The sequence below is a fragment of the Paenibacillus massiliensis 2301065 = DSM 16942 genome (assembly GCF_000377505.1).
Lineage (GTDB): Bacteria > Bacillota > Bacilli > Paenibacillales > Paenibacillaceae > Paenibacillus > Paenibacillus massiliensis.
In genome coordinates, this window is record NZ_KB898204.1 from 35,819 (window position 1) to 49,072 (window position 13,254).

13 protein-coding genes are annotated in these 13,254 nt (G+C 51.4%); all 13 read right to left on the bottom strand.

The features are described from left to right. Nucleotides 1-173: 173 nt before the first annotated feature. The gene (locus D328_RS29830; protein ID WP_018887902.1) at nt 174-902 is read right to left on the bottom strand and encodes a CPBP family intramembrane glutamic endopeptidase; all 729 of its coding nucleotides are present in this window, start codon (nt 900-902) and stop codon (nt 174-176) included. Nucleotides 903-1,148: 246 nt separating this feature from the next. Then, the gene (locus D328_RS0125605; protein WP_018887903.1) at nt 1,149-1,655 is read right to left on the bottom strand and encodes a DinB family protein; all 507 of its coding nucleotides are present in this window, start codon (nt 1,653-1,655) and stop codon (nt 1,149-1,151) included. 218 nt (nt 1,656-1,873) lie between these two features. After that, nucleotides 1,874-2,503, bottom strand: coding sequence for a LysE family translocator (locus D328_RS0125610; RefSeq protein ID WP_018887904.1), 630 nt, complete (start codon nt 2,501-2,503; stop codon nt 1,874-1,876). Between the two features lie 276 nt (nt 2,504-2,779). Continuing rightward, nucleotides 2,780-3,961, bottom strand: a complete 1,182-nt coding sequence (locus D328_RS0125615; protein ID WP_018887905.1) for a copper amine oxidase N-terminal domain-containing protein — start codon at nt 3,959-3,961, stop codon at nt 2,780-2,782. A gap of 372 nt (nt 3,962-4,333) precedes the next feature. Next, complete coding sequence (locus D328_RS0125620; protein ID WP_018887906.1) at nt 4,334-5,638, bottom strand: type III PLP-dependent enzyme domain-containing protein; 1,305 nt, start codon at nt 5,636-5,638, stop codon at nt 4,334-4,336. A 13-nt stretch (nt 5,639-5,651) separates the two neighbouring features. Further along, complete coding sequence (locus D328_RS0125625; protein WP_018887907.1) at nt 5,652-6,686, bottom strand: Gfo/Idh/MocA family protein; 1,035 nt, start codon at nt 6,684-6,686, stop codon at nt 5,652-5,654. Beyond that, a complete protein-coding gene (locus D328_RS0125630) occupies nt 6,686-7,825 on the bottom strand; it encodes a hypothetical protein (RefSeq protein WP_018887908.1) in 1,140 nt (379 codons plus the stop codon). The genes D328_RS0125625 and D328_RS0125630 overlap by 1 nt, the downstream gene beginning before the upstream one ends. Nucleotides 7,826-7,877: 52 nt before the next feature. Continuing rightward, entirely contained in the window at nt 7,878-9,272 is a 1,395-nt protein-coding gene (locus D328_RS0125635; RefSeq protein ID WP_018887909.1) for a hypothetical protein, read from the bottom strand. A 48-nt stretch (nt 9,273-9,320) separates the two neighbouring features. After that, complete coding sequence (locus tag D328_RS0125640) at nt 9,321-10,133, bottom strand: ABC transporter permease (protein WP_018887910.1); 813 nt, start codon at nt 10,131-10,133, stop codon at nt 9,321-9,323. A 1-nt stretch (nt 10,134) separates the two neighbouring features. After that, nucleotides 10,135-10,989 (bottom strand): ABC transporter permease, encoded by an 855-nt coding sequence (locus D328_RS0125645; protein WP_231505385.1) that lies wholly within the window; start codon nt 10,987-10,989, stop codon nt 10,135-10,137. Then, nucleotides 10,946-11,938 (bottom strand): ABC transporter ATP-binding protein, encoded by a 993-nt coding sequence (locus D328_RS0125650; RefSeq protein WP_018887912.1) that lies wholly within the window; start codon nt 11,936-11,938, stop codon nt 10,946-10,948. Before D328_RS0125650 ends, D328_RS0125645 begins: the two co-directional genes overlap by 44 nt. 13 nt (nt 11,939-11,951) lie before the next feature. Next, a complete protein-coding gene (locus D328_RS0125655; RefSeq protein ID WP_018887913.1) occupies nt 11,952-12,974 on the bottom strand; it encodes a BtrH N-terminal domain-containing protein in 1,023 nt (340 codons plus the stop codon). Beyond that, a complete protein-coding gene (locus D328_RS0125660; RefSeq protein ID WP_018887914.1) occupies nt 12,967-13,212 on the bottom strand; it encodes an acyl carrier protein in 246 nt (81 codons plus the stop codon). The genes D328_RS0125655 and D328_RS0125660 overlap by 8 nt, the downstream gene beginning before the upstream one ends. Between the last annotated feature and the right edge of the window lie 42 nt (nt 13,213-13,254).

Below are 13,254 nucleotides of genomic sequence, written 5' to 3' on the forward strand. Positions count from 1 at the left end.
ACACCTCCTACTTAATATGTAATGTTGCGATAATGATTTAGTGATAGTGATTGATCAATCACTAAATCGAAGTATAAGCTATCTCTACTCTGATTGCAATAGTCTAATGACAACGTCTATAAAATTCAGGTCCACTTGCGTACTACTCTTTGCAGTCCTGGCCCTCTGCCTCCTTACATTAACTTACTACGCCAGTCCGTCTTCGGATACATAAAGCCCAGAGCAATGCCACCCAGCATGCTTGGCAGCAGGATGAACGCAATAAATTTTAGTGTCAGCATACCACTCACCTCTACATGTCCATGAACAGGACCAAGCAGCTGTGTGAAGGTCATCATCGCAGTATGGAACCCTACCGCCGTCCACACGGTGCCCGATACAGCCCGCAGATACCCCAGAATGAGCGCGAACCCAGGAATGAATTGAATCTGCTCCCATGAATACATAGCCCCAACGAGCCAAGCAAACAAGGAGAACAGTAGTACTTGTACCAGCACTACAGCCCATTGTGGAAGGAAGACATGCAAGCTTCTATAGATCACTCCGCGAAAAATCAACTCCTCTGGCAGGGCCTCAATCAGCAATACTGTCAGCGCCAATAGAAGCAGACTTCCCACAATCTCAGTCATCGAAAATGGGGACAGCTCGATCTGTGCCCAACCCATGGCTACACATAATGCGACTCCGAAGGAGGCAGGAATGAGCCATAACAAGAAGCCGAAGACGAAGGAAGTGATCCCGGCACTTGACCACCTCACCCCCAGCTCACTCCAATTTACTTTGCGCAGACGGCGTATCCCTTCAAGTAGAAGCATGCTCAGCACAGCAGTCGCCACTCCCGTCAGAAGACGCATGCCACGACTATAATCTGGCCCCACAGCCGTAAAATGAATCCAGTTCACCAATCTCCAGAGGAGAGGGGCAGAAATCAGTATTATGCAAAGACTTCCGACGACGCTACGTAACTCCCGTGAGTATGTACTATTCATATATGCTCCTTTCTGTATTAGGTCAGTTTGGGTCATAATAGTTCTTCTATCCCTTTGTGAATCTCACCGATTCATTTAGCACTTCACCAAGCGAATGATCATTCGATAAAAAAGCCTGACGCTTCACTAAAACGTCAGGCTTAATCTTGATTATCAACACTACGACTTGGCTTGCGCCGCCTTCATGGCTGCCGTCTCTTCCTCGTTCGGCCCGTATATCCCCGGTGCTACCAGCCCTGCCTGACGCATCAGGATCGTGAGTTGGGCACGGTGGTGAATCTGATGGCGAACAAGTGTGTTCAACACGCCAGCGACAGTCGTGTCAATGACGCCGAACAATTTGATCGTCTGTGGCAGCTTGTCATCCTGATCCGCCCAATGTGCGCTCATTTCCGCAACTACCGCCTCGCTGGCGCGGCGATACGCTTGTGCGATCGCTGATGCGGAGCCTTGCTCAGGAGCTGGGACCTCCTGTTGAAATCCGATCTGATTCACAAAAAAAGGTACGCTCTGCACGATATGCCACGCAATTTCGCCAATCGTACGAGGCTGCTCATTCGATACCGCCTGGCTCAGCGAGGTGTCCGTCAGCTTGTCCAGCACTTGCAGCGTAAGCGCAGCTTCCTGCTTCCAATCGTTCAAAAATCCATTGATAGTCGTATACATCTGTCACACTCTCCTCTAATTATAAGCTTCAACACACGTAACTTTCCTATTCCACACCGTTTTTTAGAAAGACTTGCCTTATTATTATATCGGACTCAGAAAGATGTTTCCAAAAAGGAGTTTAGTCCGCATAGTTATGATCGATTCTATATTGAATTCCGCTCGCTTTCCATCCCGACTTGCAGATTCGATGAATGGGCTCCGATAAGCGTGTCTCCCTAGGCAGCCTTGGTCTGGAAGAGCTTGATGCCCATGACGATAAAAATCAGGCCGGTAATCTTGTTCAAAATCAGCTCTACCTTCGGATTCTCTCGCAGCTTGTTCGTGAGTAGCGCTGAGAAGAATGCCACAAGTAAGCACCACAGCGTGCCCGTCAGGACGAAGGTAAGCCCCAGGATAATGAATGGCAAGGACCCATAAATCTGGTTCGGAGCAATGAACTGCGGAATGAACGAGATGAAGAAGAGCGCGACCTTCGGATTGGTCACATTCGTAATGAGTCCCTGGACATAAATCTTCTTGTAGGAGGCTTCCTTTTTGTGCGCCAGCTCAAAGCTGGACGAACGTTGCATCAGCATACGAATGCCCAGGTATACCAGATACCCTGCCCCTATCAGCTTCACTGCTGTGAATAGCATAACCGATGTGGTCAGTAGCAGCGATAACCCGACGGCAGCCAAAAAGGTATGTACCAGAATGCCCGAGGAAATGCCCAGCACAGAGTAAAGGCCCGCCTTTTTTCCCTGCGACACGCTTCGACTTACGATATACATCGTATCAGCTCCGGGGGTGAAATTCACAAGCAAAGCCGTAATCACAAACAGTCCAAAATGTGTAATACCTATCACGGTTACCCACTCCAATCCCTGTCTCTTGTTATCTGTCTATTTTAAATTTAGCTCATTCTATCATGAAAATAGGAGAAGAGCTTGCATGTTATGCATACATATCGAGATTTTCCAAGCAAAACATAGGTAAGGAACGAAGGTAGTCTGCCTAGCAAATACATAGCAAAAAAAGCCGAATTCCTGTTAGGAGAAACTCGGCTTAAGAATGCTACTTGTACATTCCGAAATCGCACTGACGCTGCCGGTGGCCACGTGCTTTTATGAACTCGCACCACATTAATTAGTACCATCATCATCATTCAGATGCATATAATAACTATAACTCCAACGACCGTTAGCATAATCCATAAAGATCAAAGCTGGAAATATCGACTGTTCCTTCTCTTCACCCTCTCTAACCTGACTCCATTCCATAGTCGCTTGGACTACTGCTTCCCTTTCACCGAGAAAAACTACTCGCTCGTCTGAAAGCTGATACGTAGTATCGGTATTATTAAAGCCGTATTTAAAGGTGTGCTCCCATGAGAAAACACCCTCACCCCAAGTCTGAATCTCGGCTGGGGAAGTATATTGACGTGTCAATTCTAAATCCTCTGTGTTATAAGCCTTAAAATAACTAGTTAGATCAGACAAAACCTCCGCCTGCTTCTTGTCGGAATTCTGCTTAATAGCCGTTGCTTTGGCATCAATATCGCTGGGAAGTGTCCATTGAAACAAAGTTACCTCAGATCTAGCCACCTTCCACATTCCATCTTCCCATCGAATCTCCAAATTGTATTTATGTAGTCGATTCAGCACATCTGTGTTCTCAACATAGGTTACGCGCACATCTGCTTCCGTAGCAGATGTGAATTCAATGTGATCTACAGTTGCGGTGTACTCCCGAAGTGGCACTTCACTATGCAACTGATACGACTGATAATCGTAATCCGATGAATAGTATCCCCGCTCAAGATTATCGAAAGTCAGTAGATCTACACTAAAAGTCTTGTCATATTTCCAGACAAGCTCTCGAATAGCTTCCATCTGGCCATCACCATAAGGATTCATACTAACAGTCTGCTTGACGGGGTCATATTCCACAGAATGCTCCATAAAATATCCCAGCAAACGAACAGAAATGAATGGTTTGTCATCCATTAGAAAAACGGGTGTATCCATATAATAGCGACCATTAAATTCAATCGTATCATCGGTAGCCCAGAAGATGAGCTCGTGTCCGTTAATTTCTGTTATGATTTCCTGAAACTCTGGATCATAGGACACCTTGTAGCCGAGCTTAGAGAAGAATTCCTGTGCCTGTACATACAACCTCCCCTTTTTCATAACTGTGTGCACTCCGACCAGCTTGTCGTGATTAACATACAACTGAACGGGCTTCTCAGCAGCCTTTGCGACTCCCGGCATCGTTACAGCTAGAGAAATAGAAAATAGTAGACCCCAAAGCTTCCTTAACATACAACACTTCCTAACCACTTGATATATTCCTAATGCCCTGGCTCTACACTCGCATCAATCTGAATTAAGGCACTAGATTCACTAGTTATATATCGGCAGATGTGGAGCTTTAAGGTAGCCCGAATTTTATGAGCAGGAGTACACGGTCCCTGAAAGGACTGAACGGATGACGATGCCCTGGGAAGTCTTGACGCACTTCATACTGTCCGAGCTTCCCCAATCCGTCCATGTAAGCTTCAAGGGGATGGGCGTCGCTGCCATTCGGCCAGCCTCATCACCTTATCCCCCAAATAACGACCGGAATCTCATCTTTTAACGCGAGGGAAGAACCGTATACGAATTTTTGCTTCAAATACAGCACGTACACTCTTGCTAGATCTGCTGGAGCGTATTCGGCACGATCAGACGCTGATGACGCATGGCATCCTTCCCATTGCCAGGTTCCCGGATCACATATACCTGCCCACCGGCTGCAAGCAGCTCTGTTGGAGATGGATGACCTAGAAAATCAACAGGGCTATAGCTGAGTCCGTACGCGCCCGCATTAGGAATAACAATGTAGTCGTCCTCCCTGATGAGTGGCAGCTTCGCTTTCCGAACAAGACAATCCTCGGGAGTACAGAGGGGGCCAACGACGGTGATTTCCTCCTCCTGCTGCCTGGCCTCTCCAGCTTTATCCACGTCCGGCTGCTGCTTGTGTGCGCTGAAGACCTTTACCGGAAAATTATCGCGCAGCCTGCGGCCCCGGAAAGCTGCGGAAGCGTAATGGTTCATGCCTCCATCCGTGACGGCAAACTTTTCTCCTTTGGATGTTTTGGTATACAGTACCTTTGTCACATACATTCCGGAACAGGCGACCAGGTACCTACCACTCTCAATAATCAGACGGACGCCTGGCATACGCTGCACCGCCTCTGCCGCCAATCCGTTGAGATACTGGAGCACTTGATCCATATCGAGCGACTGTTCGTGAGCAAAATAAGGAATGCCAAAGCCGCCGCCCAGATTAATGCTATGAATAGGCAGGCCGTATTTCTCACCAATCTCCCCGGCAAGTCTGACGGTATTCGCAAACGATCCAATAATCTCCTCTGCCTTCAGCATCTGAGTGCCTGTGTAGATCTGGATGCCCTGAAATTGAATATGTCTACATTCCTGCAAAGCTGCAAAGAAAACGTCCAGTTGGGATTCATCCACACCAAACGGGCGGGCTGCCCCACCCATTTTTATCGTCGCCCCGGATACATCCGCGTCAGGATTAATGCGGACGGCTGCTCGCACATGGACACCGCTTCGTGCCGCCACTTTTTCCAGCAGCCGCAGCTCCCGGACCGATTCAACATTGACGCATCCGATTCCTGTCTCAGCAGCCTCATTCAGCTCAGATTCGGTTTTCCCCGGCCCAGCAAAAATGATATCCTTCGGCTCATAGCCTGCAGTAAGAGCTGTATACAGCTCTCCTGACGATGCAATCTCCGCCCCGCAGCCAAGGGAGCAGAGCAGCGCAGCGATGCTGACATTTCCGTTCGCCTTCAGCGCATAATGCAGTTTGACTGAAGGATGCAGACGGGCGAGTATACTCCGTACATGGGAGTACAGAGCATCTCCGTCATATAGAAAAAACGGGGTCCTGTGGCTCCGTGTTACGGACAACAGTTGATCATCGGATAGATTCATGAAATCCTCTCCTTCACTTTACCCTGCTCTGGCGGGCCGATTGGTAAATGGAATCCAGCAGCCTGATCCGTTCTGCCGATTCCCCGAAAGGAACAGGAGCAGCTGTCCCATGGACCATCCGGCAAAAGTAATCGAGCTGATTCACATAATAATTCATGGGCCGGAATTCGGCTTTGGCGGACAGCTCGCTGGACCGGCGAATACGCAGCGTCATTTTATAAAATCCAAGATTCGCACGGAAGCAGTCATTCAGCGAAACGACCGCATCGTCGAAGGTCAGGGTGTGGGAGCAGCGGTAAGGTCGCTCAAATGAGCATAGGGCCGTCGCCCTCAAGCCGTCCGGGTACTCCGCCTGCGCCTGAAAGGTCCAATCACAGCCGCCCGGCCCATCGAAGGAGGATTGTCCTTGAAAGCTGGCCCCGTCCAATCCAACCAGCATCTGCAAAAACTGAAGCCAGTACACACCCAAATCTCTGAAACAGCCCCCTCCCTGCTCCGGACGGCTGCGGTAGTTGTCTTTATGCCCGTTTTTGGCCGGGATGCACAGACTGGTGTCTACCGAGCGCAGCCTGCCGAAGCTAAGGTCGCTTACCATAGTACGGAGCTTGTCCTGCCAGGGATGATACCTGACCATGACCCCTTCTAGCAGGTATGGCCCACCTGCCCGCAGGGCCGACTCGATCAGGTCCAGTTCATCTGTGTGCAGGCATAGCGGCTTTTCGACCAGTACGTGCTTGCCTGCGCTCAGCGCCTTTGCAATCCATTCCGCATGCAGATCGTTACTAAGTGCAATATATACGGCATCGACCTCACTGTCGTTTAATAACTCTGCAGGGGTCCGGTGCACCGTGCGGATGCCGTACTGCTCAGCCATCAACTCGGCTTTTGCGGCAGTCCGGTTCGCAACGGCCACAATAGCCGAATGCTCCACATAGCGGGCAGGATCAAGCAACGCACGCGGTACGATGGACGAGCAGCCAATGACGCCGAACTTGACGGGCTCTCCGGCCGGGGAAGGCGGCACCCATGCTTCTGCGACAGCGTTCATCAGCTCCCCTCCTCCACATCGGGAACGGTCTGCGCAGAGTACAGGCCAAGGCGCTGAGCCAGCAGCCGCGAGCATTCCGGGGTCCGCTTTTTCGTTTCCAGCATGTCCTTATGCATCTTCTCCAGAATATCCGCACCGCCTCCGTATTCCGAGAGCCAGCGCTCGTAGCGGATACCGAATCCAAGCTCCTCCCACAGATCTGCATTGTCTTTCTCATGCGCACCGAAAGGCTCCAGCATGATCAGTGGTGTCGCGGATGCAAAGGAATCTGTCATGGTTCCCCCTCCTGGCTTGCTGACAATGGCCTTCATCTGACGCTGCCGCACATACAACAGGTGATATTCTTGCTCATTGCGGTACAGGACTTCTTCGCCAGAGTGGACCTCGGCAAACGGTGGGAAGCTGTGTCTACCGTCCGCTCCGGTCTGCCATGTCCGCCATTGCGGATCCATCCGGTAATATTTGCGGCTACCGGCCTGTTCGTCAGGAGCGTCATCGTTATAGAGCATGATATCAAGCCCATAGCCGGCCGCTTCCAGCTCGTCCAGCTTGTCGCGATAGGTGCCCATGCCCCAGCCGCCGCCGTGAATGAACAACCGATGCTCCCGTTCCCTATAAGATACAAGGGGAACAGACACATCAATATAGCAGTTAATGCTGCCTGTGGCATGGTCAAACAGAGTAAGCTGACCGCAGCCTTCAGCAAATTGCGGCCGGTGGCGCATTAAATTTTTCCAGGAAGGGGATGGCGTAGAATCCATGTACAGCAGCTCAATGTGCAGAGGAACCCCGCTCCGCCGGGACCGGTATTCCTCCAGAACGTACATCCAGTGGCCTGACAGGCAAATAAAATGGCGTCGATCCTCCTCGCACCATAAAGACAGGAGCTGCTCCAAAGCTTCCAAATCAATGGATTCACTCATATCCTGCGGGATTTTTTGTGACATCAGTGCAATCTTGAAGTTGTCATGATAGGCTTTACGATTCTGGTCCACCTTGGTACGCGCCGATTCTGGCAGCACATTCTCGAATACATGAACGGCCGTACCCATGCCAAGTCTGCTCAGTCCTGCTTCAATCAGCAATCCGGGCGTGTAGAATCCCAACCCGAAGCCAGAGCATAATATCGTAACCTTCATTTCCCTTCCTCCCAGCTTTTTCGAAATATGAATGTCTGTTCACCCATGCCAGCTAATTTAATACAGCAAACTGGTTATCAGCCAAAAAATGCTCCAGCCGCTGAGTCAATTGTGCCTTTCTGTCCTGATTCTCGGCGATCATCGCCAGGTAGAGCCGCCCTTTTCCTTTTCGTCCCGTGTCTGTGCCTCCATTCATACCGTTGTCAGGATTGGACGCATCCCTCCCTCCTGTATTCACGTACAGCGTATTGGCCGACAGCGGCATCACGCCCTCTTCACGGCTGTCCGTGAACAGCAGCTTCGCCTGCTCCAGCTTGTCCAGCAGGGCCTCGTACGATAGCGCCCCCTGATGGGACAGCGTATAATTGGTCATGCTGCCGAGCAGCGAGCGCTCCGTCAGGAACACATCAAGGTGGTGCTTGATCAGGCTCATGGAACGCCGCGCATTGATCTCGACAATTTCTTCAAGGCTTCCGTCTCTAAGCGTCATGGAATCGACACACACATCCCCGAAGTAACCGTCCATCCACAGCTGTCTGCCAATCGCCTTCATGAACGAAAAATAACCTTTGTCCTCCAGCATCTCCATAAATCCTGCATCAGGCAGCAGCGACTCTCTGTAGGAAAAGCTTGAATTGGCCAGCAGCTGCACGGATACAATCTCCACCTCACCTGCTTCGGACACAACAAATTGGCAGGAAAAATCCTGCTCCTTCTCCAGAAAAGGCTCCAATATGAAGCATACTCTCTTCCCCTTCCGCTCCTGCTGCCTCAGATACGCCACGATCCGTTCCAGCATTTGTAGTGAAGTGATATGCAGATTGCCCTTGCCGGATACGCCAAAATCATCCTTTACCAGAAAAGTGCCTTCCATTAGCAGCTTCCGCCCTTCCTGCTCCAATTCATCGGCACTCGTGACGATCTGGCCGGGATTGCTCAGTCCCAAGCGCTCTTTCAACCTAGAGGAGTAAGTCTTGGCGTTCACTTTGCGGACTGACTCAAGAGACGGCTGATGAAGGCGGATACCCCACGCTTTTGCCGCTTCCTCCGTGTAAGGAAGGTAGGCAAACGGGGCGAGCAGGCCATCCTGCAAATCCGGCAGCCCCGGCACACCGTCTTCCCGGCGCTGGCAGAGCAGCTCGAAGACGGAAGCAGATGAGCCTAGCACAACGGTTTCATCATAGGACAGATCATGCGCATTGACAGCAGGCCTGAAGCCGAATCCAGATATATACTGCCAGTGTACAGGGGACATGGCGTAACGGGTAAGCAGCACATCCTCCTGCCCGCAGAAGCAGAACAGCAGCTCATCCATGGCGGCGACAATCGCCGCACCAGACCGATCCGGCAGAGTGGGCAGGGACGCTGTATCTGGATCTTTCCAATAAGCCTCCGCCTCAAACGTTCCCATAAATATGCGCTTCAGTGTAGGTACATCCGGTGTCATTCACTCTTCCCTCCCTAGAAATAAGAATGTAGCTCCTTCCCGCTCCAGTCATTGACTTGCGCTTGTATAACCACGCAGCGCGAACTGCCAGACCAGCCGCACAATCAGCAGGAGCCAAAGCGGGACCAATACAGCCCACAGCAGCAGGCTGCCATTCATCATGCCCAGTACAAACATGGGCGGAAAATTGCAGATGACGAATATGGGCAGTACAAAAATGCCGATTCTCTGAATGAGCTTGCTGTATACCGACATCGGCACGGTATTCGTGTCGAACAGGCTGTTTGATAATTCCGTCACCCCATTCGTGCGGATGGTCCAGAAGCCGAGCATTTGCGGTAACAGAAAGACCGAATAAGCGGTAAGCACACCGACTGCCAGCAGCAGGGAAAAGCCGCCAATTGCCTCCCAGGTGAACGGCAGCTGCAGACGATGCCAGCCGACGCCTGCCATAATGCCACCTCCAACAACATTGGGGATGGTATAGCCCAAATTAAACTGTCGCAGGGTGACAATGAACTGCAGGGAGACCGGCTGGGTCATCAGCATATCCAGCGAGCCTGTGCGGATTTTGGTCGGCAGCCCGGTAAAATTGCTATAAAAAAGCCCGCTGTACAGGCCACTCATAATCGTGAACACCCCGATATACAGGAGCACCGCATCCGGGGACCAGCCGTTGATGTCCGTGCCTGTCCGGTAAGGGACTGAGGCATAGAGCAGCTTGATGAGCAGGTAAGCCGTCTCCACCAGAAATGCAGTAACAAAATTAATGCGATACTCCATCTGCGAGATGACGGAAAATTTGACGAACCGCATGTACAACCTGACATAGCGGACACACGTCCGCAGCAGTTTTTTCATGTTATCCTCCCACAGCTACGAAGCGTCTGACACCCGCACGCCAGACAATCCCCGACAGAATCAGGAGTACGGCAATCCAGAAGGCCTGCAGGCCGATGCCTGCTGCTATGAGGGAGCCGCTCAGTTTACCTGTTACCGCATTGACGGGAAAAAACACTGTATAGGCAAACGGCAGCATGCTCAGTAGCTTTCCCACCGCCTCCCCAAAAATCGTCAACGGAAAGACAGTTCCGCTCGCAACGTAGATGACGAGGGACAGGGTATAGAACAGTCCCACGGATTCCGTAATCCAGAAAGCCATGCCACTAAGCGTATAATAGATGAGGAAGTTTAGCAGCAGTGCTCCGGGAAGGGTCAGCATATACAGCAAAAGATGAATGATTGAAAAGCTGCCGCCGCCCCACAGACTGAGCCCGACCAGCATACAGACAGCACCTGTCCAGATAACAGCGCTCTGCACAGCCTTGGCCCCGACAAACCGAAAAAGACGGTAGGCAAAATAGTGCACGGGCTGTACAAGAAATTTGCCAAGCCCTCCCTCCTTGATATCCTCCGCAATCTCGTATTCAAAACCGGCTGCAATCAGCCTGCCGGTAACTGCTGCCATTACGGCGTACACAAGCATTTCCTCCAGGGTGTAGCCGAGCAGCTGCCGTTCACCCGAAGAGCCAAAGACAGCAAGCCAGAGAAAAATTTGCGTCATCAACGGCAAAATGAACGAAAACAGCTGCAGCCAATAGTTCGTCCTGTACTCCATCTCATTCTGCATGCCAAGTAAAAACACTTTGACATACTTGTTATATTCAAGCGGATTATTTCGCATCGGCCCATCTGCCTTCGTTGTACAAATTTTCAATGCCTTCCTCCAGCGGGACATCCTCAATCGTAAAATCCGTAACAGGCAACGCATCAAGCACCTTTTTCGACCATCCGAGCGTGTCTTCTGCATCGACCTCAAAAACAACCTCCAACTGGCTGCTTGCTCGTACACTTCCCAGTCCCGCGAGCTGCTTCTGGGCAACGGGCTCGGTCAGCCTGACTTTAAGCAGCTTACGGGCCCCCAGCCGCTGGTTGATGCTCTTCAGATCCCCATCATATACAAGGCTTCCGCCACTAATGATCATTACCCGTGAGCATAAATCCTCGATGTCCTTCATGTAATGACTGGTCAGCAGCACCGTCGTTCGGTGCTGGCGGTTATATGCCTTGAAGAATTCCCGAATCCTGCGCTGGGATACCATATCCAGACCGATGGTCGGCTCATCCAGCAAAATCACCTTCGGCCGATGCAGTAGCGCGGCAATCAGCTCCATTTTCATGCGCTCTCCAAGCGACAGACGCCGCACCTGCACATGCAACTGCTCCTCTACACCAAGCAGCGTGACCAGTTCGTCCAGTGAAGAGCGAAATTCATGGTCGCCGATTTCGTAAATCAACTTATTCAGCGCAAAGGATTCGCTTGCAGGCAAATCCCACCACAGCTGATTTTTTTGGCCCATGACGATGGAGAACTGCCGCTTGAATTCCTTCTGCCGTTTCCAAGGCGTAAATCCCAGTACGGAAGCTTCACCACTGCTCGGATGCAGAATGCCTGACAGCATTTTCAGAGTTGTCGTTTTGCCCGCCCCGTTCGGCCCAAGAAAACCGACCATTTCACCTTCCCTGACGGAAAAGCTGATATCCTTAACGGCTTCCTTGGCCAGCTTCTCCCTGTGGAACAGGTTTTGCAGCGATTTCCGCACACCCGGTTCTTTTTTGTAGTACGTAAATGTTTTTGACAATCGGTTCAGTGTAATAACCGGCAAAACGATTCCCTCCCTACTGTTGTCTAGCGTCTTCCACAAGCGGCAGGAGCTGTTCAAGCAGCCTGTATTGCTGGTCAACTAGCTCGTTCGCACGGCTGATCAATGTCTGTACACGATGCCTGCCAAGCTGCAGGCCAGTCTTGTAAATTTGCAGATTCAGGCGGTGCCAGCCGGCGTAGAGCTCTGTGGCCCCGTCGGCAATGAAATGCGCCCCCGCCCCCAGCGTGTCCTGATGGAGCATGGCAAAATCGTGGAGATAATCCGCCAGAGTGAGCGCAGTGCCGATTCGCAGCTGATAATAAATCTCTGCACATTGGTACCGAAACTCCTGATCGTTCAGATCGAACAGCAGCTGAAAATCTGCTATAAAGGCGCGATAGGCTGCATCCCCTTTTCGGAACTGAGGCACGTCGCTCCGACTTGATAGATAATCCCGAATATGCAGGGCGCACGCTTGGTATATCCTTGCCGGTGAAGGCTCGACTGGCGCTCCCGCCAGCCACGCATAATCCAGCACTCCGCCCAGCAGATCGTCAAGACGGGCTTCGCCCGTGTATTGGAATGCTTGACCTGATGAGTCCAGCAGGAAGCTGTCCGATACATGGGCAGTACGTGATTCTTCATCCAGGCTATGCAGCTCGATCACATGTCCGCGTGCACGGTTGATAACATAAATCTGGTGATACGTCAGGGCTGCGCTGGATACGTGCAGCATCGCGCTGTATCCATCAGGCAGAGCCTTCAACAGCTTGTGCGGATCGCGGTCCTGCGGGTCCCAGGCTTCAACCCGGAGGTCAGGACCTCCGGAAGCCGTGATTCTGCGCAGCTGGTTCCCGAAGGTTCCCGGACCAAATGGACGCAGCTCACCCTCATATTCCGCGTTCATGCTGCCTGCTAGCAGGAACAAATCAGCCTCGGCAGCTACAATACCTCGGCGCAGCAGCAAGCCGCACAGGGAAGAATAGAGGCAATGCTTGCCTACCCGGTCTGTTCCAGACACAGATTGCCTGTGTGAAGCTGTCCCGGCCTTATACATATTTGTCCAGCAGCTGTTCAATCTCGCTTAGCGTGGACAGATTGTCCAACAGCAGGTCATCGTCATCGATTACAATGTTGAGCTCGTTCTCCAGCTCCACAATCAATTCAATCGCGGACAGTGAATTCAGTCCCAAGCTCCGCAAATCCCGATCCGCTTCCATTCCCGCCAGCTCGCCCTCAGGCAGCTTCAGCACTCTTTCCAGCAAAGGCAGCACGATACTTACACCTGTCTCCATTCAGACTCCTCCATTCATTGGGTATGTTCAGACCTTCATGTC

What these genes read in the sequence shown, in the direction of transcription:
- D328_RS0125605 (WP_018887903.1), bottom strand. Translation starts at nt 1,655, where the DNA reads ATGTATACGACTATCAATGGATTTTTGAACGATTGGAAGCAGGAAGCT.
- D328_RS0125615 (WP_018887905.1), bottom strand. Translation starts at nt 3,961, where the DNA reads ATGTTAAGGAAGCTTTGGGGTCTACTATTTTCTATTTCTCTAGCTGTA.
- D328_RS0125620 (WP_018887906.1), bottom strand. Translation starts at nt 5,638, where the DNA reads ATGAATCTATCCGATGATCAACTGTTGTCCGTAACACGGAGCCACAGG.
- D328_RS0125625 (WP_018887907.1), bottom strand. Translation starts at nt 6,686, where the DNA reads ATGAACGCTGTCGCAGAAGCATGGGTGCCGCCTTCCCCGGCCGGAGAG.
- D328_RS0125630 (WP_018887908.1), bottom strand. Translation starts at nt 7,825, where the DNA reads ATGAAGGTTACGATATTATGCTCTGGCTTCGGGTTGGGATTCTACACG.
- D328_RS0125635 (WP_018887909.1), bottom strand. Translation starts at nt 9,272, where the DNA reads ATGACACCGGATGTACCTACACTGAAGCGCATATTTATGGGAACGTTT.
- D328_RS0125640 (WP_018887910.1), bottom strand. Translation starts at nt 10,133, where the DNA reads ATGAAAAAACTGCTGCGGACGTGTGTCCGCTATGTCAGGTTGTACATG.
- D328_RS0125655 (WP_018887913.1), bottom strand. Translation starts at nt 12,974, where the DNA reads ATGTATAAGGCCGGGACAGCTTCACACAGGCAATCTGTGTCTGGAACA.
- D328_RS0125660 (WP_018887914.1), bottom strand. Translation starts at nt 13,212, where the DNA reads ATGGAGACAGGTGTAAGTATCGTGCTGCCTTTGCTGGAAAGAGTGCTG.